We start from the raw sequence: 16,076 nt of genomic DNA on the forward strand, positions 1-16,076 counted from the left end.
CTGGGTGCGTCAGCCCTCCCCCCTGGATGCCCGCAGCTCTTCCGGACTTCGACTCCACCGCCTTCCGCTCCGCCCTGGGCCGCTTCGCCACCGGCGTGACGGTCGTCACCGCCATGGGCCCCGACGGCCATCCTGTCGGCCTGACGGTCAGTTCATTCAATTCGGTGTCGCTATCGCCGCCGCTGGTGCTGTGGAGCCTGTCGCTCACCTCCGGATCCCTGCAGGCCCTCGAAGCGGCCAGCCATTACGCGGTGAACGTGCTGGCGGCCGACCAGATCGACGTCGCCCGGCGCTTCGCCACGCGCGGCCATGCCGCCGACCGCTACGCGCACGTCACCTGGCGGCCCGGCAGGCATGGCGCCCCGCTGATAGACGGTTGCACGGCGTGGTTCGAATGCTATAACCGCAGCAGGTACCGCGAAGGCGATCACTGCATCTTCGTCGGCGAAGTCGAGCATTGCGGTCACACCGATGCCATGCCGCTGGTGTTCCATGCCGGAGGCTTCGACCTGACGCCGCAGCGCACGCGCAAGACTCCTTGACCCCATGACCGCCAGGCTTTCCATGCATCGTCGCACCGTCCTCGCCCTGCTCTGCGCCCTGTCCCTGACCGCCTGCAACGGCTATTTCGGCTCGTCCGACGATGACAGCGGCGGCGGCGGTGGAGGCGGCGGGGGCAACAGCGACGCCCAGGGCATCTGGACCGGCAACCTCACCAGCGACACCTTGTCGCTGAGCATGCTGGTCACGCCCAGCAACGAACTGTGGGCCATGTCCTGGAGCGAGGGCTTCAGCCAGGTGCGGCGCATGACCCGCGGCACCGGGTCCCTGAACGGCAAGGCCTTCACCGGCACGGGCAAGACCTTCGGCACCGGCGACACCACGGTCGAGACGGCCAACCTGACCGGGACGGTCACCAGCGCGTCCAGCTTCGACGGCAACCTGGGCCAGAACGTGACCTTCACGTCCAGCTTCAACAGCCAGTACAACGATGCCTTCGACCTGGCCAACTACGCCGGAACGTGGACGGGCCGCGACAGCACCAGTTCCGCCGTCACGATCACCGTGCAGTCCAATGGCGATTTCTCGGCCCGCTCGTCCATCAGCGGCCGGCCGGACACCTGCAACATCAACGGCGCGCTGGCCAGGGCTTCCTCGGGCAAGAACTACGCGACCACGACCTTCTCGTTCGGCAGCGCCACGAACTGCCTGAGCCAGCACGCGGGCGCCAGCATGCAGGGCGTGGCGATACGGTTGACGGAAAAGGACAAGCAGCCGCTGCTGCTGATCATGGCGACCAACAGCGGCCAGTCGGCGGGCTGGTTCGCCTACGCGCGCAAGCAGTAGATCAGGCCTCGCCCGACCCCACGGCCGCCCGTCCCAGGCGGTCGCGCACCGCCGTCCAGGCGGGCGCCGCGGGCGGCTGCTCGAACAGCAGGACATCCACTCCCTTGCCGTCCAGTTCGCGCAGGGTCGCGTACAGCGCCTGCGCATAGCGTTCGGGATCGGCGGGCGCCTCTAGCCAGCAGGCCGCGCCGCCCGGATCCTGGCGGGACCAGACCCCCGCCGAGCGGCCACGCGCCGCCTCGGCGGCGATCTCGTCCGCGAGCCGGCCGGCGTCGACCAGCCTGAGCGGCGTGCGCGGCGCATAGTGCGCCGACAGCGATCCCGATACGCGCGGCACCGGGCGTTGCGCGTCCATCTGGGCGCGGGTCAGCACGGGGCTGCCCAGCACCTCGGACAGGGCCAGGGCCGAGACATGGCCCGGACGCAGCAGGATGGGGATCTGGGTGGAGACGTCGACGATGGTCGACTCGATGCCGACTTCGCAGGGCCCGCCGTCCAGCACCAGCGGCACCGCGTCGCCGAACTCGTCGGCCACGTGAGCCGCCGTGGTCGGGCTGACCCGGCCGAAGCGGTTGGCCGACGGCGCGGCCAGGCCGCCGCCGAACGCGGCCAGGAGGGCCTGCGCGGCCGGATGCGAGGGACAGCGCAGCCCGACCGTGTCCTGCCCGCCCGTGACGGCATCCAGCACCCCGGCGGCGCGCGGCAGGATCAGCGTCAGCGGCCCGGGCCAGAATGCGTCCATCAGCCGGCGGGCGGCCTCCGGAATGCTGGCGGCCCAGCGCGACAGGTCGGCGCCGGCCGCGACGTGCACGATGACGGGATGGTCGTTGGGCCGGCCCTTGGCGGCGAAGATGCGCGCCACCGCCTCGGCGTCCGAGGCATCGGCGGCCAGGCCGTAGACCGTCTCGGTGGGCATGCCCACCAGTTGTCCGGCCTGGAGCAGCGCCACCGCTTGCGCGATGGCTTCCGGCGTGGGCGGCAGGATGCGCGCGCTCATGCGGCTACGGATAGGCGATGCCCAGCGCCGCCGCCACCTGCGCGGCACTGCGCTCGGCCTGCGCGCGGTCCGCGCCCAGGCAGGTCACGTGGCCCATCTTGCGGCCGCGCCGTGCCTCGGTCTTGCCGTACAGGTGCAGCTTGGCGGTGGATGCCTGCAGGGCCCGGCCCCAGGCCGGTTCGGCGGCCTGTTCGCCCGCCTGGAACCAGATGTCGCCCAGGATGTTGAGCATGACCGACGCGGCCAGCGCATCGGACGACCCCAGCGGCTGGCCCGCCAGCACCCGTACCTGCTGCTCGAACTGGCTGGTGACGCAGGCATCGATGCTGTAGTGGCCGCTGTTGTGGGGCCGTGGCGCGATCTCGTTGACGATCAGGCGATCGCCCGGCAGCACGAAGAACTCCACGCACAGCACGCCGCAATACTCCAGCCCGGCCGCGACCTGCAGCGCCGCGGCGCGGGCGCGGCGCACGATGTCCTCGGAAGCGCGCGGCGACGGCACGGTCGAGATCGCCAGGATGCCGTCGCGATGCACGTTCTCGGAGACCGGATAGGTCACCACTTCGCCGTCGAAGCCGCGCGCGACCACGACAGAGATTTCGAACTCCAGCGGCAGCCTGGCCTCGAGCACGCAGGGCACGTTGCCGAACGAGGCGAACGCGGCGCGCGCCTGCTCGGCCGACTCGACCCGGGCCTGGCCCTTGCCGTCGTAGCCCAGGCGCGCGGCCTTCAGGATGCCCGGATACAGCGAGGCGGGCGCCGCGGCGATGTCGGCCTCGGCGCGGATCTCGGCATAGGGCGCCACGGGCACGCCTATCGAGGCGATGTAGCCCTTCTCGGCGATGCGGTCCTGGGCGATGGCCACCGCGCCGGCAGCCGGACTGACCTGGCAGCGCAGGGCCAACTTCTCGAGGCTGGCGGCCGGGACGTTCTCGAATTCGGTGGTAACGGCGGCGCAGCGCTCGGCCAGTTGCGCCAGGCCGGCCTCGTCGTCGTAGCCGGCACGGATGTGCAGGTCGGCCACCGCGCCGGCGGGACAATCGGCGATCGGATCCAGCACCGCCACGCGGTACCCCATGCTTTGCGCGGCATGGCAGAACATCCGGCCCAGTTGGCCGCCGCCCAGCAGCCCCAGCCAGCCGCCCGGCTGCACCACGCGCGCCTTCGCCTTGCCTTCGCTCATGCCTGTCCCCCCGGAGGCAGCGCCATCGCGCGCGCGGCCTCGGTCTGGCGGGCACGGAAGGCCTCGAGCTTCTTGCGCAGCGCCGGATCGGTACAGGCCAGGTTGGCCACCGCATGCAGCGCCGCGTTGGCGGCCCCGGCTTCGCCGATGGCGAAGGTGGCCACCGGCACGCCCTTGGGCATCTGCACGATGGAAAGCAGGGAGTCCTCGCCGCGCAGGTACTTGGACGGCACCGGCACGCCGAACACCGGCACCGGCGTCAGCGCCGCCAGCATGCCCGGCAGGTGGGCCGCGCCGCCGGCGCCCGCGATGATGGCGCGCAGGCCCCGGCGGGTGGCCTCGGCGCCGTACTCGACCATGTCGAGCGGCATGCGGTGGGCCGACACCACGCGGGCTTCATGCGCCACGCCGAACTCGTCGAGCACGGCGACGGCATGCTTCATGATCTCCCAGTCGCTGGAGGAGCCCATGACGATGCCGATCTGCACCGCCTCGGGGGAAGAAGAGGAAGAAGGGGAACTGGACATGTGGGACCTTGCGGGCACCCGGCGTGCCGGGGCAGCGGGCGAGCGTCGAAAAGCGCGATTTTAACCCGCCACGGCATCGCCGCAGCGGGATGCCCGCCCCTTGGGCGATCCCGCAACAGGACCTAGCCGATCAACGCATTGACCAGCGCGCCGCCGCCCACCAGCCAGACAAACAGCAGCCCGGCCAGCAGCAGCGGGCGCAAGCCGGCGCGGCGGATGGCGCCGACGTGGGTGGTCAGCCCCAGCGCGGCCATGGCGATGGCCAGCAGCAGGGTATCGAAGTCGATCGCGGCCGACATCAGCCAGTCGGGAATCGACACCAGCGAATTGAATACCACCATGGCGATGAAGCCCACGGCGAACCAGGGAATGCACAGGCCGCTGCCCTCGCCCTTGCCGTCGGCCTTGCCGCGCGCGCACTCCCAGGCCAGCCAGGCGGACAGCCCCAGCAGGAACGGAGCCAGCATCATGACGCGCACCATCTTGGCGATCACGGCGGTGTCGGCCGCTTCGGTTCCCACCGCGCGGGCTGCGGCGATGACCTGGGCCACCTCGTGCACCGTGGAGCCGACGTAGACGCCGAAGCCGTGCGTGCCGCCCGGGATCAGGCCCCACTGCTGGTTCAGTTCGTACAGGAAAGGATAGAGGAACATCGACACCGTGCCGAACACCACCACGGTCGCGACCGCCACCGCGACCTGGTCGGCCTTGGCGCGCAGGACCGGCGCGGTCGCCATGACCGCGGCCGCGCCGCAGATGGAGCCGCCGGCGCCGATCAGCCAGGCCGACGTCCGGTCGAGCTTGAACACCCGCGTGCCCACCAGCCATGCCAGGCCGAAGGTCGACAGCAGCATGACCGCGTCGATGGCCACGCCCGCGGCGCCGACGCCGCCTATGTCCTGCCACGTCAGGCGCAGGCCATACAGGATGACGCCCGCACGCAACAGGGTCTGCTTGGCCACCCCCACCCCGGCCGCGCTGGGCGCGGCGATGCGCGGATAGACGGTGTTGCCCACCAGCATGCCCAGCACGATGGCCAGCGTCAGCGCGCTGAACCCCCGGCTGGCGAAGAATTCCCAGCCCGCCAGCCCCATCGCGGCCACCCCGATGGCCGTGGCCAGGAGGAGGCCGGGGCCCGCCTGCCGGAAGAATCCGGCCTTGCCCTGAGACGGGCGGCCGGCGGCGGCGATGGAGGTAGCAGACGAATTCGACATAAGCTAATAACTTCTGGAATGAACGCCCTCCACTCTAAGCACGCTCTTCGATCCGTCAAAACGGTTTATTTTTGTATATTCAAGCTGGAAAACCGGTAATTCGAGTTATATGGAAGCCCTGCGCCTGACCCTGCGCCAATTGCAGATATTCGCCGCCGTCGCCGACACCGGCAGCACCAGCGCCGCCGCCGCGGCCGTGGCGCTGTCCCAGTCCGCCACCAGCGCGGCGCTGAACGACCTGGAGCGGGCCCTGGACATGGCGTTGTTCGACCGGGTGGGCAAGCGCCTGGTGCTCAACGACAACGGCCGGGAACTGCTGCCCCAGGCGCGCGAGCTGCTGGACCGCGCCACCGCGATCGAACGCTGGGCCCGCGACGGCCAGGGCCACGTGGGCGTGCTGCGCATCGGCGCCAGCACCACCATCGGCAACTACGTGCTGCCCACCCTGCTGGCGGGCTTCCAACGCGACCTGGCGGACAGCGGCCAGCCGCAATGGACGGCTCATGTCGCCATCGCCAACACGCTGGCCATCGCCACCCAGGTGGTGAATTTCGAGCTGGACCTGGCCCTGGTCGAGGGGCCGTGCGAACAGCCCGAACTGACCGTCGAGCCCTGGCTGACCGACGAACTCGTGATCGTGGCCGGCGCGCGCGACCCCATCGTGCCGCCGGCGGGCGGCCGGGTCTCGACCGCCCAGCTGCGCGCCGCCACGTGGCTGCTGCGCGAGGAAGGCTCCGGTACCCGCGAGACCATACGCGAGGCGCTGACCCCGCACCTGCACCACATGAAGTCGGGCATCGAGTTCGGCAACTCGGAAGCGATCAAGCGCGCCGCCGCGGGCGGGCTGGGCATTACCTGCCTGTCGCGCTGGGTGGTCAGCGACATGCTGGCGACCGGGGAACTGGTCGAGCTGCCCACGGGGCTGCCGCGCCTCGACCGCTCGTTCTACCTGATCTCCCACGCGCGCAAGCTGGCCACGCCCGGCGTGCGGCGTCTGACGGCCTACCTGCGGGCCTTCGCGCAGGATACGGCGGCGTAGGCGCGTCGCCCCGGACAGCGCGGCCCCCCGAAGCGAAAAATCAAGCACAATCTCTTTTTGCTTACCGCTTCATAGCCATAGGATTCCCGGTATGGATGTCACGCTAGCCAATTTCGAAAGCGAGGTCTTGCAGGCCTCGCGCGACAAACCGGTCCTGGTCGATTTCTGGGCCCCGTGGTGCGGCCCCTGCCGGTCCCTGACCCCGACCCTGGAAAAGCTGGAGCGCGACTATGGCGGCGCCTTCAAGCTGGTCAAGGTCAACGTCGACGAGAACCAGCAGTTGGCCGCCCACTTCCAGGCGCGCAGCATTCCGCTGGTCGTCGCCATCCTGGGCGGCCGGCCGGTGGACCAGTTCACCGGCGCACTGCCCGAAGGCCAGATCCGCGCCTTCATCGACCGCCTGCTGCCGCTGCCGCACGAACAGGAACACCAGCAGGCCATGGCGGCCATGCAGGCCGGGGACGTCCCCACCGCCGAGAAGCACCTGCGCGCGGCGCTGGTCCTGGACGCGGCCTACGATCCGGCGCGCATGGACTATGTCGAGCTCTTGCTGACCACGGGCCGCCCCGAGGACGCCAAGGCCCAGTTCGCGCTGCTGACGCCGCAGGCCAAGGCCGACCCCCACTACGCCAACCTGGAGACCGCGCTGAACGCGGTCGAGCAGGCGCAGGATTCGCCCGAGGAAACCGAGCTGCTGGCCCGTATCCAGCAGAACCCCGGCGACCTGCAGGCGCGCCTGGACCTGGCCAACAAGCGCATCGCGCGCCGCGCCTGGGCCGGCGCGATGGACGAACTGCTGGAAATCGTCCGGCGCGACCGCAGCTTCCAGGACGAGATCGGCCGCAAGACCATGATCGCCGTCTTCGACATGGCCTCGGCCCAACCCGAGCTGGTCTCGCAGTACCGCCGGAAATTGTCGACGGTATTGTTCTGACCCCCAGGGGAAGCCCACCCCCTACCCGCTGACGCGGGCCCCCTCAAGGGGGCGGCGCTGGCGGACCGGCAAAGCCGGATCCGCGGCGCCCAGGGTCTAGTGCCAGTTTCTTGGTACGCCACACCGTTGCTACCGCGGGCAGCCAGCGATAGCAACCGTGCTTCAGTCCAAGATACTTTCTCTAGACCCAGGAAACCGCGGATCCGGCTTTGCCGGTCCGCCGGTTTCGCCCCCTGGGGGGCGCGCGTCAGCGCGTAGGGGGGGTCCTCTTCTTCTATTCGAGTTTTATGCCGGTTTCGGCCACGACCTTGCCCCAGCGCTGCGTTTCGTCGGCGACCAGCTTGGCCAGTTCGGCGGGTGACGAGGGGGCCGGGTCGGCGTAGACGCCGGACAGTTTCTCCGTCACGGCGGGCTCGCGCAGCGCGGTCGCCACCATTTTCGACAATGCATCCACGGCGGACTGGGGCGTGCCCGTGGGGGCGAACAGCGCGAACCAGCCGCCCGACTCCAGGCCCGACACGCCGGATTCGGCGAAGGTGGGAATGTCCGGCGCGAAGCGCGAACGCTGGGTGCCCGTCACGGCGATGGCCTTGATGCGGCCGTCCTTGAGCAGCGGCATGGCCGGCGGCAGGCCGGCCACCACCAGGTCCAGTTCGCCGCGCGCCAGCGCCGGCAGGGCCTCGGCGAAGCTGCGGCTGTACGGGATGTGCAGCAGCTTGAGCCCATAGTTGCTTTGCAGGTAGGCGGCGGCCAGGTGCAGGTTGGTGCCGACGCCGGGCGTGCCATAGCGCAGTTCCTTCTGCCTGGCCAGGGCCAGGAACTCTTGCGGGTTCGAGGCCGGCAGCTTGGGGCTGGCCAGCAGCACGTTCTGGATGCGGGCCAGCAGCGCGACGGGCGCGAAGTCCTTCTCGGGCTTGATGCGCCAGTCGGGATAGAGATGGGTCAGGATGCCGTGCGTGTCCTTGCCGCCCAGCAGCAGCGTATAGCCGTCGGCCTTGGCGTCGGCCACGGCCTCGGTGCCTATCTTGCCGCCGGCGCCCAGTTTGTTCTCGACCACGAAGGATTGGCCGGTCTGGCGCGACAACTGTTCGCTCACGACGCGCGCGATCAGGTCCGGCGCCGTGCCCGGCCCATAGGGCACGACCACGCGCACGGGCCGGTCGGGATAGGAAGGTTTCTGGGCCGCCGCGGACGCGCAGACGAACAGGGCGGCGAGCGCGCAACGCGCGATGGATCGGTGCATGGAAGTCTCCTCGTATACGCACGCCCGTGTCTTTCGAATGGAGGGTCCGGCATGCGCAGACTCGATGCTAAACCTCTAAAACTCAAAAATCTATACTTTTGATTTTTTGAGGTCTAGAATGGGCGCCGATGATCGAACCGCAGGAGCATCATGGCCCGCTTACCCATCACCATCGCCACCTGGGACTATGACCGGGTCCGTCCGCTGCTGGACGGCCGCGTCACCGTCGAAGGCTGCGAGGTCAACTACCTTCCCATGCCGGTGGAAGAGTGTTTCCATCGCGCCTATTTCCACGGAGAATTCGACGTCGCCGAGATCGGCTTCAGTCCGTTCCTGATCGCGCTGTCGCGCGGCATCGCGCCCTACGCCGCCCTGCCCGTCTTCCTGTCGCGCACCTTCCGCCACTCCGCCATCTACATCCGCAATGACCGCGCCATCGCCAGCGCGGCCGACCTGCGCGGCAAGCGCATCGGCCTGCCCGAGTACCAGATGTCCGCCGTGCTGTGGGTGCGGGGTTTCCTGAAGGACGAGTACGGCATCGAGGCCGCCGACATCGAATGGGTCCAGGGTGGCCTGGAACAGTACGGCCGCAAGGACAAGTTCCCGCTCAATCTTCCGCCGGGCTTCCCGCTGTCGAGCGCGCCCCAGGGCCGCTCGCTGTCCAGCCTCCTGGCCAACGGCGAACTCGATGCCGTCATCTCCGCCCGAGCGCCTTCCTGCCTGCTCGACGGCCACCCCCGGGTGCAGCGCCTGTACCCCGACTATCGCGCGGTCGAGCAGGCGTACTACGCCCGCACCGGCCTGTTCCCCATCATGCACGCGCTGGGCGTGCGTCAGGACCTCGCCCAGGCGCATCCGTGGCTGCCCTCCAGCCTGTACAAGGCGTTCGCCCAGGCCAAGGAAATCGCCGAGCGCGACCTGCGCGAAGTCACCGCGCTGAAGATCGGGCTGCCGTGGGTGACCGCCGAGCTGGAAGCGACCGAGGCGGTCATGGGCCGGGACTTCTGGCCCTATGGCGTGGAAGCCAACCGCAAGACGCTGGAAGCGATGACGCGCTATTCGTACGAACAGGGGCTGGCCGTCCGCCAACTGGGCGTGGACGAACTGTTCGCGGCCAGCACGCTCGACCCCGTCCACATCTAGGAGCCGTCCATGCCCGCGCAACTGATCTGCTGTTCGCACAGTCCGCTCATGCTGGCGGATATCGAGGCGTCCGACCCCGAGGGCCAGCGCGCCTTCTTCGACCAGATGGAAACGGTCTCGCGCGAGGTCCATGCCTTCGCGCCGGACCTGGTGGTGAGCTTCGGCCCCGACCATTTCAACGGCTTCTTCTACGACCTGATGCCGGCGTTCTGCCTGGGCCTGGCGGCACACGGCACGCGCGACTGGGGACTGCCCGGCGGCCCGCTGCGCGTGCCCACCGAGCTGGCGCTGGAGTGCGCCCGGGCGCTGCATCGGCAGGACCTGGATACCGCCATTTCCTACGACATGTGCGTGGACCACGGCAACGCCATCTCGCTGACGCAACTGACGGGCGCGCTGGCGCGCTACGACGTGCTGCCCATCTTCCTGAATTGCGCCGCCGATCCGCGGCCGTCCATGCGCCGATCGCGCCTGTTCGGCGAGGCCGTGGGCCGCTTCCTGGCCACGCGCGGCCTGCGCGTGACCATCATCGGCTCGGGCGGCCTGTCGCACGATCCTCCCACGCCGCGCCTGCGCCAGGTGCCGCACGACATCGCGCAACGGCTGGTCAAGCGGCATACCCCCACGGCCGAGGAACTGGCCGCGCGCGAGGCCCGCGTGATCCAGGCCGGCCGCGACCTGGTCGCCGGCAAGGGGCCGTGCATGCCGCCCGACCGCGACTGGGACGAGGCCTTCATGGCCAAGCTGTGCGCGTACGACGTCGATGCCCTGGATGCCATCGACGATGCCGAGATCGACCGCAAGGCCGGCTTCGGCGGGCACGAGATCCGGGCCTGGGTCGCGGCCGCGGCCGCCGCGCGCGCGATCGAGACCCATCCCATGCAGGTGCGCTACTACCGGATCATTCCCGAGTGGCTGACGGGCATGGGCATCGTCACCGCCGGCTGACCCACCGACCACGAACCGACCAGGACACACCATGGCCCCCATTGCCCATCGCACCGGCACCGCCCGCAGCGGCGACGTCGAGATCTTCTATCGCCGCTTCGGCGCCCCCGGTGCCACGCCCGTCCTCATCGCGCACGGCCTGTCCTACTTCTCGTACGACTGGACCGGCATCGCCGAGGCCCTGGCCACCGATCGCGAAGTGGTCGCCGTCGACCTGCGCGGCTTCGGCGACTCCACCCGCAGCCTCGAGCGGCACTACGACCTGCGCGACTTCGCCGGCGACCTCATCGCCGTGCTCGACCATCTGCAGTGGCCGCGCGCGGTGCTGGCCGGCCACTCCATGGGCGGGCGGATCTGCCTGTGCACCGCGCACTGGTATCCCGACCGCGTGGCGGCGCTGGCCTGCCTGGACTTCGCGCCCGACGTGGCCGCCGCGGGCCGCCGCAATGTCGCCCTGCGCATCGGCAACCAGCCAGACGTCTTCGTATCCGTGGACGAGGCACTGGCCTACCACGGCCTGCCCGCCGGCCTGCCCGCGGACGCTCCCGCCAGGAAACGCTACGAAGCTTTCCTGCGGCCCGTTCCCGGCGGCTACGAGCTCAAGCGCGACCTGCACTTCCGCGACAGTTTCCGCCAGACCCTGCAGGGCAAGCCCGCCGCGCCGGGACCGGACCTGTGGGCCATGGTCAGGGAACTGCGGATACCGGCACTGTTCGTGCGCGGCAGCCGGTCCGACATGTTCGAGGCGCCCACGCTGGACAAGCTGCGGCTGGCCAACCCGCGTTGCCGCGCGGAAGAAATAGACGGCAGCCACGACCTGGCCGGCGACAACCCCGGGGACCTGGCGCGCGTGCTGCGCGCCTTCCTGCCCGCCGGCTGAACCGGCCGCCGGCCCGATACGACACGACGACACCGAACCAGGAGGAAGACCATGTCCATCGAAAAACTGCTGCCCCGGCACCGCGACCTGTATTACGGCGGCGCCTGGCATCGCCCGGAAGGCGGCTATGCCGACTCCTTCAGCCCGTCCACCGGCGAGAACCTGGGCCCCTGCGCGGTGGCCAGCCGCGCCGACGTCGACGCCGCCGTGCGCGCCGCCCACGAGGCCTATCGCTCGTGGCGTCGCACCTCGCCCGGCGAACGCGCCACGGTGCTGCGCCGCATCGCCCAGGTCATGCGCGAGCATCGCGAGGAACTGGCCATGATCGACGCCATCGACTGCGGCAATCCCGTGTCCGCGCTGATGAACGACGTCGACATCGCCACCCAGCTCATCGACTATTTCGCGGGACTGGTCTATGAGCTGCGCGGCTCCACCATCCCCATGGGCGAAGGCGTCATCGACATGACGGTGCGCGAGCCCTACGGCGTCTGCGCCCGCATCGTCGCCTACAACCACCCCATGATGTTCACGGCCAGCCGGCTGGCGGCGGCAGTGGCGGCCGGCAATACCGTCATCATGAAACCGCCGGTGCAGGCGCCGCTGTCGGCCTACCGGCTGATGGAACTGATAGACGGCATCGCGCCGCCCGGGGTCATCAACGTGCTGTCGGGCGGGACCGAGTGCGGCCAGGCGCTGGTGGACCACCCGCTGGTGCCCAAGGTCACGCTGATCGGCAGCATCGCCACCGGCAAGGCCATCGCGCGCGGCGCGGCCGAGCACCTCAAGCACGTCAGCCTGGAACTGGGCGGCAAGAACGCGCTAGTTGTCTATCCCGACGCGGACCTGGAACGGGCGATCAAGGGCGCCGTGGCCGGCATGTGCTTCACCTGGTGCGGCCAGGCGTGCAGCTCGACCACGCGCCTGTTCGTGCACGAGTCGGTGTACGACCAGGTGGTCCAGGGCGTGCTGGAAGGCGTGCGCGCCTACCGCCCCGGCCTGCCCACCGACAAGGCCACGACCATGGGCGCCATCGTCTCGCGCGAGCAGTACGACAAGATCATGCACTACATCGAGCTGGGCAGGCAGGAAGGCGCCCGGCTGGCCGCGGGCGGCAGGCATCCCGACGGCGCCGAGCTGGCCAACGGGCACTTCATCGAACCCACCGTGTTCACCGACGTGACCATGGACATGCGCATCGCGCGCGAAGAGATCTTCGGCCCGGTGCTGTCCATTCTCAAGTGGTCGGACGAGGACGAGATGTTCGAACAGGTTAACTCGCTGGAGTACGGACTGGCCGCCGGCGTCTACACCACGCGCCTGGACACGGCCCACCGCGCCGCCGGCCGCTTCGAGGCGGGCTACGTCTGGGTCAACAACGCGGCCAAGCATTTCTTCCCCGCACCCTTCGGCGGCTACAAGCAGTCGGGCAACAACCGCGAGGAATCCTTCGAGGAACTGGTGTCCTACACGCAATTGAAGAACGTCTACATCACGCTTTGAACCAGGAAGAGACAAGCATGCAATTCGATCAGTTGAAGAACGTCAAAGTCGAGATCGCCAACGGCATAGGCTGGGTCACGCTGAACCGCCCCGACAAGCGCAACGCGATGAGCCCGGACCTGCACTTCGAGATGGTGGACGTGCTCAAGGAGCTGGCCGAGGAGCCGTCGGTGCGCGTGCTGGTGCTGACCGGCGCGGGCGACAGCTGGTGCGCCGGCCAGGACATAGGCCTGTTCTTCCGCGCGCTGGACGACAAGCCCAAGCAGCGCCACCTGGCCCGTCTGGCCAACCACGAATGGCGCTGGACCCTGCTCAGCAGCTTTCCCAAGCCCACCATCGCCATGGTGAACGGGCACTGCTACGGCGGCGCCTTCGTGCAGTTGTTCGCCTGCGATTTCGCCATTGCGGCGGACGAAGCGCAGTTCGGCCTGTCCGAGGTGAACTGGGGCATCCTGCCCGGCGGCCTGGTCGGCAAGGTCATCGTCGACGGCCTGGCCTACCGCGACGCGGTCTACTATGCGATGACGGGCGATCCCTTCAATGGCAAGGTGGCCGCGCAGATGCGGCTGGTGACCGAGTCCGTGCCGCTCGAGCGGCTGCGCGCGCGCACCGAGGAACTGGCCGCCACGCTGGCGCGCAAGAATCCGCAGACGCTGCGCACCATCAAGGAAAGCTTGCGCCTGGTGCGCGGCATGAGCGTGGACCAGGCCGCCGACTACCTGCTGGCCAAGGAACGCGAGATGCGCTTCATGGATACCGAGGGCGGGCGCGAACAGGCGATGACCCAGTTCCTGGACGAGAAGACCTATCGCCCCGGCTACGGCGAATACCGGCGGGACGCGCAATGAGCGCCGCGTCCGCGCCCGCCTCCGGCGACGTGCTGCAAGGCATCCGGGTGCTGGAGCTGGGCAACTTCATCACCGGCCCCTACGCCGGCCTGATGCTGGCCGACCTGGGCGCCGACGTGATCAAGGTCGAGCGGCCGGAAGGCGACCCCTTCCGCGCCTTCCGCGACGGCCAGTACAGTCCGAACTTCGTCGCCTTCAACCGCAACAAGCGCAGCGTCAGGCTGGACCTGGGCAGCGCGGCCGGGCGCGACGCCCTGCTGCGGCTGGTGGACACGGCGGACGTGCTGATCGAGAACTTCCGCCCCGGCGTCATGGACCGGATGGGACTGGGATGGGAAACGCTGCGCGCCCGGCGGCCGCAGCTGGTCTATTGCGCCATCGGCGGCTTCCTGCCCGGCAGCCGGCACGAGGGCCAGCCGGCCTTCGATACCATCGGGCAGGCCCTGAGCGGCATGCTGGACACCTTCCTGGATCCGTCCGATCCGCAGGTGCGCGGCCCCACCATCTCGGACCAGCTGGCGGGCATGTACGCGTGCCAGGGCATCCTGGGCGCGCTGTTCGCCCGCCAGGCCAGCGGGCGGGGCCGGCTGGTGGAGGTCAACATGATCGAAGCCTCCATGTCCTTCATGCCCGACTTCTTCGCCAGCTATACCCGCGACGGCACGCGCATGCAGTCGACCACGCGCGCGTCCTATTCCCACAGCCTGGCATTCGAGTGCGCCGATGGCGCGCGCATCGGCCTGCAGCTCTCGTCGCCGCCGAAATTCTGGGAAGGCCTGGTGCGGGCGGTGGACATGCCCGAACTGCGGGACGATCCGCGCTTCGCCACCCGCGGCGCGCGCATCGCCAACTTCGAGGCGCTGTCGGGCCTGCTGCGCGAGCGCTTCCGCACGCGGCCGCGGGAGCACTGGCTGGCCGCGCTGCGCGCCGCCGACGTCCCGCACGCGCCGGTCCTGACCGTGCCGGACATCCTGGACGACCCCGAGTTCGCGGCCGCCGGCAGTTTCCACGAGCTGCATCATCCGGAGATGGGCCCGGTGCGTGCGCTGAGCCGGCCCATCCGCTACGACGGCCAGCGTCCGCCCAGCCGCTATCCTCCGCCCACGCTGGGCGAACAAACCGCCTCGATCCTGGCCGAGGCCGGCCTGTCGGAACAGGAAATCGCCGCCGCCCGGGGACCGACCGCCTAGAGCCGTCCATTTGCAAAAGAAAAGGAGACACCCCATGCCAGACCATCGCGACACTTCCATCACCCGCCGCGGCTTCATCGCCGCCGGCGCCGGCCTGGCCCTGGCCGCGGCCGGCGCCGCGCGCGGCCAGGGCGACACCTACCCGAGCCGCGCCATCCGCGTCATCGTGCCCTTCCCCGCCGGCGCCGGGGCCGACTCCAACGCCCGGCTGGTAGCCCAGCAATTGGCGGAAAGACTGGGCCAGCCGGTGGTGGTCGACAACCGGCCCGGCGCCAACGGCCTGATCGGCACCGAGGCCGTGGCCAAGGCCGCGCCCGACGGCTATACCCTGCTGTTCGTCGACCGCGGCGCGCTGGGCATCAACCCCAGCCTGTACAAGAAGCTGCCCTACGATCCGTTGAAGGATTTTTCCTACGTAGGCATCGCGGTCTGGGGCCCCTATGTGCTGGTGGCCGGCTCCAAGCAACCCGCCAAGACCATCCAGGAGTTCGTCGCCGCCGCCCGCAAGCAGCCCGGCCGCCTGACCTATGCCAGCTTCGGCAACGGCAGCATGACCCAGCTGGGCACCGAGTCGCTGTGCTCGCTGCTGGGCATACAGCTGACCCACGTGCCCTACAAGGGCGGCGCCCCGGCGCTGACCGCGGCCATGGCCGGCGAGGTGGACATGGCCCTGGTCACGATCGGACCCGCCCTGGGCGCGATCCGCGAAGGCCGCGTGCGGCCGCTGCTGGTGGGCGGCGGCCGCCGCTTCCCGCTGCTGCCGGACGTGCCCGCCGTGAGCGAGATCGGCGGCGACGAGAACACCATCCCCAACACCTATTTCGGCTTCGCCCTGCCGGCCGGCACGCCCGCCGCGATCCGCGACCGCCTCTCGGGCACCATCCGCCAGGTGCTGGCCGATACGGCCATCCGGGCAAAACTGGCCGACAGCGGCTTCCAGCCTGCCCAGGGCACCCCGGAGGAGATGCGGTCCACGGTGGAACGCGACATCGCGGCCTTCGGCCGGCTCGCGCGCGAACTGAATATCCGGCCCGAATGATGGACGGTCCGCAGGATAATGGCGGGGATGGAATAATCGCG

The 16,076-nt window shown here is 69.6% G+C and carries 16 protein-coding genes; 11 read left to right on the forward strand and 5 right to left on the reverse strand.

Features of this window, described 5'->3' with window-relative positions:
* Positions 1–26 precede the first annotated feature (26 nt).
* Together ABD104_RS18605 and ABD104_RS18610 are read left to right on the forward strand one after the other, a co-directional pair.
* Positions 27–542 carry a flavin reductase family protein gene (locus tag ABD104_RS18605; protein WP_087837928.1) on the forward strand — a complete coding sequence of 172 codons (516 nt, stop codon included), beginning with the start codon at positions 27–29 and terminating at the stop codon, positions 540–542.
* A 22-nt stretch (positions 543–564) separates the two neighbouring features.
* The gene (locus ABD104_RS18610) at positions 565–1,347 is read left to right on the forward strand and encodes a hypothetical protein (RefSeq protein WP_087837929.1); all 783 of its coding nucleotides are present in this window, start codon (positions 565–567) and stop codon (positions 1,345–1,347) included.
* Between the two features lies 1 nt (position 1,348).
* Here ABD104_RS18610 and ABD104_RS18615 read toward each other — a convergent pair whose 3' ends face one another.
* From ABD104_RS18615 to ABD104_RS18630, 4 genes are all read right to left on the reverse strand, one after another.
* Positions 1,349–2,344, reverse strand: coding sequence for an L-threonylcarbamoyladenylate synthase (locus ABD104_RS18615; protein ID WP_279819890.1), 996 nt, complete (start codon positions 2,342–2,344; stop codon positions 1,349–1,351).
* A 4-nt stretch (positions 2,345–2,348) separates the two neighbouring features.
* Positions 2,349–3,527: a 5-(carboxyamino)imidazole ribonucleotide synthase gene (locus tag ABD104_RS18620; RefSeq protein ID WP_343928013.1), complete on the reverse strand. Its 1,179-nt coding sequence runs from the start codon at positions 3,525–3,527 to the stop codon at positions 2,349–2,351.
* Positions 3,524–4,054, reverse strand: a complete 531-nt coding sequence (gene purE, locus ABD104_RS18625) for a 5-(carboxyamino)imidazole ribonucleotide mutase (protein WP_165963163.1) — start codon at positions 4,052–4,054, stop codon at positions 3,524–3,526. Before purE ends, ABD104_RS18620 begins: the two co-directional genes overlap by 4 nt.
* A 122-nt stretch (positions 4,055–4,176) precedes the next feature.
* A complete protein-coding gene (locus tag ABD104_RS18630; protein ID WP_087837932.1) occupies positions 4,177–5,268 on the reverse strand; it encodes a YeiH family protein in 1,092 nt (363 codons plus the stop codon).
* Between the two features lie 109 nt (positions 5,269–5,377).
* Here ABD104_RS18630 and ABD104_RS18635 point away from each other — a divergent pair, with 109 nt between their 5' ends.
* Together ABD104_RS18635 and trxA are read left to right on the forward strand one after the other, a co-directional pair.
* The gene (locus ABD104_RS18635) at positions 5,378–6,307 is read left to right on the forward strand and encodes a LysR family transcriptional regulator (protein ID WP_279819899.1); all 930 of its coding nucleotides are present in this window, start codon (positions 5,378–5,380) and stop codon (positions 6,305–6,307) included.
* Positions 6,308–6,398: 91 nt separating this feature from the next.
* Complete coding sequence (gene trxA, locus ABD104_RS18640; protein ID WP_087837933.1) at positions 6,399–7,241, forward strand: thioredoxin; 843 nt, start codon at positions 6,399–6,401, stop codon at positions 7,239–7,241.
* Between the two features lie 274 nt (positions 7,242–7,515).
* On the opposite strand, the gene ABD104_RS18645 is transcribed toward trxA, so the two are convergent.
* Positions 7,516–8,484: a Bug family tripartite tricarboxylate transporter substrate binding protein gene (locus ABD104_RS18645; RefSeq protein ID WP_279819904.1), complete on the reverse strand. Its 969-nt coding sequence runs from the start codon at positions 8,482–8,484 to the stop codon at positions 7,516–7,518.
* A gap of 150 nt (positions 8,485–8,634) precedes the next feature.
* Here ABD104_RS18645 and ABD104_RS18650 point away from each other — a divergent pair, with 150 nt between their 5' ends.
* The 7 genes from ABD104_RS18650 to ABD104_RS18680 are packed head-to-tail and all read left to right on the forward strand — an operon-like array spanning position 8,635 to position 16,035.
* Entirely contained in the window at positions 8,635–9,627 is a 993-nt protein-coding gene (locus tag ABD104_RS18650) for a PhnD/SsuA/transferrin family substrate-binding protein (RefSeq protein WP_343928014.1), read from the forward strand.
* A 9-nt stretch (positions 9,628–9,636) separates the two neighbouring features.
* Positions 9,637–10,575: a 3-carboxyethylcatechol 2,3-dioxygenase gene (locus ABD104_RS18655; RefSeq protein ID WP_087837936.1), complete on the forward strand. Its 939-nt coding sequence runs from the start codon at positions 9,637–9,639 to the stop codon at positions 10,573–10,575.
* Positions 10,576–10,606: 31 nt separating this feature from the next.
* The gene (locus ABD104_RS18660) at positions 10,607–11,455 is read left to right on the forward strand and encodes an alpha/beta fold hydrolase (RefSeq protein WP_087837937.1); all 849 of its coding nucleotides are present in this window, start codon (positions 10,607–10,609) and stop codon (positions 11,453–11,455) included.
* Positions 11,456–11,506: 51 nt separating this feature from the next.
* Positions 11,507–12,958, forward strand: coding sequence for an aldehyde dehydrogenase family protein (locus ABD104_RS18665; protein ID WP_279819911.1), 1,452 nt, complete (start codon positions 11,507–11,509; stop codon positions 12,956–12,958).
* A 17-nt stretch (positions 12,959–12,975) separates the two neighbouring features.
* Positions 12,976–13,806, forward strand: coding sequence for a p-hydroxycinnamoyl CoA hydratase/lyase (locus ABD104_RS18670; protein ID WP_087837939.1), 831 nt, complete (start codon positions 12,976–12,978; stop codon positions 13,804–13,806).
* Positions 13,803–14,996 carry a CaiB/BaiF CoA transferase family protein gene (locus ABD104_RS18675; protein ID WP_343928015.1) on the forward strand — a complete coding sequence of 398 codons (1,194 nt, stop codon included), beginning with the start codon at positions 13,803–13,805 and terminating at the stop codon, positions 14,994–14,996. Before ABD104_RS18670 ends, ABD104_RS18675 begins: the two co-directional genes overlap by 4 nt.
* Positions 14,997–15,030: 34 nt before the next feature.
* Positions 15,031–16,035 carry a Bug family tripartite tricarboxylate transporter substrate binding protein gene (locus ABD104_RS18680; protein ID WP_279819915.1) on the forward strand — a complete coding sequence of 335 codons (1,005 nt, stop codon included), beginning with the start codon at positions 15,031–15,033 and terminating at the stop codon, positions 16,033–16,035.
* Positions 16,036–16,076 lie beyond the last annotated feature (41 nt).

Source organism: Pigmentiphaga daeguensis (assembly GCF_039523035.1).
Lineage (GTDB): Bacteria > Pseudomonadota > Gammaproteobacteria > Burkholderiales > Burkholderiaceae_B > Pigmentiphaga > Pigmentiphaga daeguensis.

Coding starts and splice junctions, on each gene's coding strand:
- ABD104_RS18605 (WP_087837928.1), top strand. CDS start 27: ATGCCCGCAGCTCTTCCGGACTTCGACTCCACCGCCTTCCGCTCCGCC.
- ABD104_RS18610 (WP_087837929.1), top strand. CDS start 565: ATGCATCGTCGCACCGTCCTCGCCCTGCTCTGCGCCCTGTCCCTGACC.
- ABD104_RS18615 (WP_279819890.1), bottom strand. CDS start 2,344: ATGAGCGCGCGCATCCTGCCGCCCACGCCGGAAGCCATCGCGCAAGCG.
- ABD104_RS18620 (WP_343928013.1), bottom strand. CDS start 3,527: ATGAGCGAAGGCAAGGCGAAGGCGCGCGTGGTGCAGCCGGGCGGCTGG.
- purE (WP_165963163.1), bottom strand. CDS start 4,054: ATGTCCAGTTCCCCTTCTTCCTCTTCTTCCCCCGAGGCGGTGCAGATC.
- ABD104_RS18630 (WP_087837932.1), bottom strand. CDS start 5,268: ATGTCGAATTCGTCTGCTACCTCCATCGCCGCCGCCGGCCGCCCGTCT.
- ABD104_RS18635 (WP_279819899.1), top strand. CDS start 5,378: ATGGAAGCCCTGCGCCTGACCCTGCGCCAATTGCAGATATTCGCCGCC.
- trxA (WP_087837933.1), top strand. CDS start 6,399: ATGGATGTCACGCTAGCCAATTTCGAAAGCGAGGTCTTGCAGGCCTCG.
- ABD104_RS18645 (WP_279819904.1), bottom strand. CDS start 8,484: ATGCACCGATCCATCGCGCGTTGCGCGCTCGCCGCCCTGTTCGTCTGC.
- ABD104_RS18650 (WP_343928014.1), top strand. CDS start 8,635: ATGGCCCGCTTACCCATCACCATCGCCACCTGGGACTATGACCGGGTC.
- ABD104_RS18655 (WP_087837936.1), top strand. CDS start 9,637: ATGCCCGCGCAACTGATCTGCTGTTCGCACAGTCCGCTCATGCTGGCG.
- ABD104_RS18660 (WP_087837937.1), top strand. CDS start 10,607: ATGGCCCCCATTGCCCATCGCACCGGCACCGCCCGCAGCGGCGACGTC.
- ABD104_RS18665 (WP_279819911.1), top strand. CDS start 11,507: ATGTCCATCGAAAAACTGCTGCCCCGGCACCGCGACCTGTATTACGGC.
- ABD104_RS18670 (WP_087837939.1), top strand. CDS start 12,976: ATGCAATTCGATCAGTTGAAGAACGTCAAAGTCGAGATCGCCAACGGC.
- ABD104_RS18675 (WP_343928015.1), top strand. CDS start 13,803: ATGAGCGCCGCGTCCGCGCCCGCCTCCGGCGACGTGCTGCAAGGCATC.
- ABD104_RS18680 (WP_279819915.1), top strand. CDS start 15,031: ATGCCAGACCATCGCGACACTTCCATCACCCGCCGCGGCTTCATCGCC.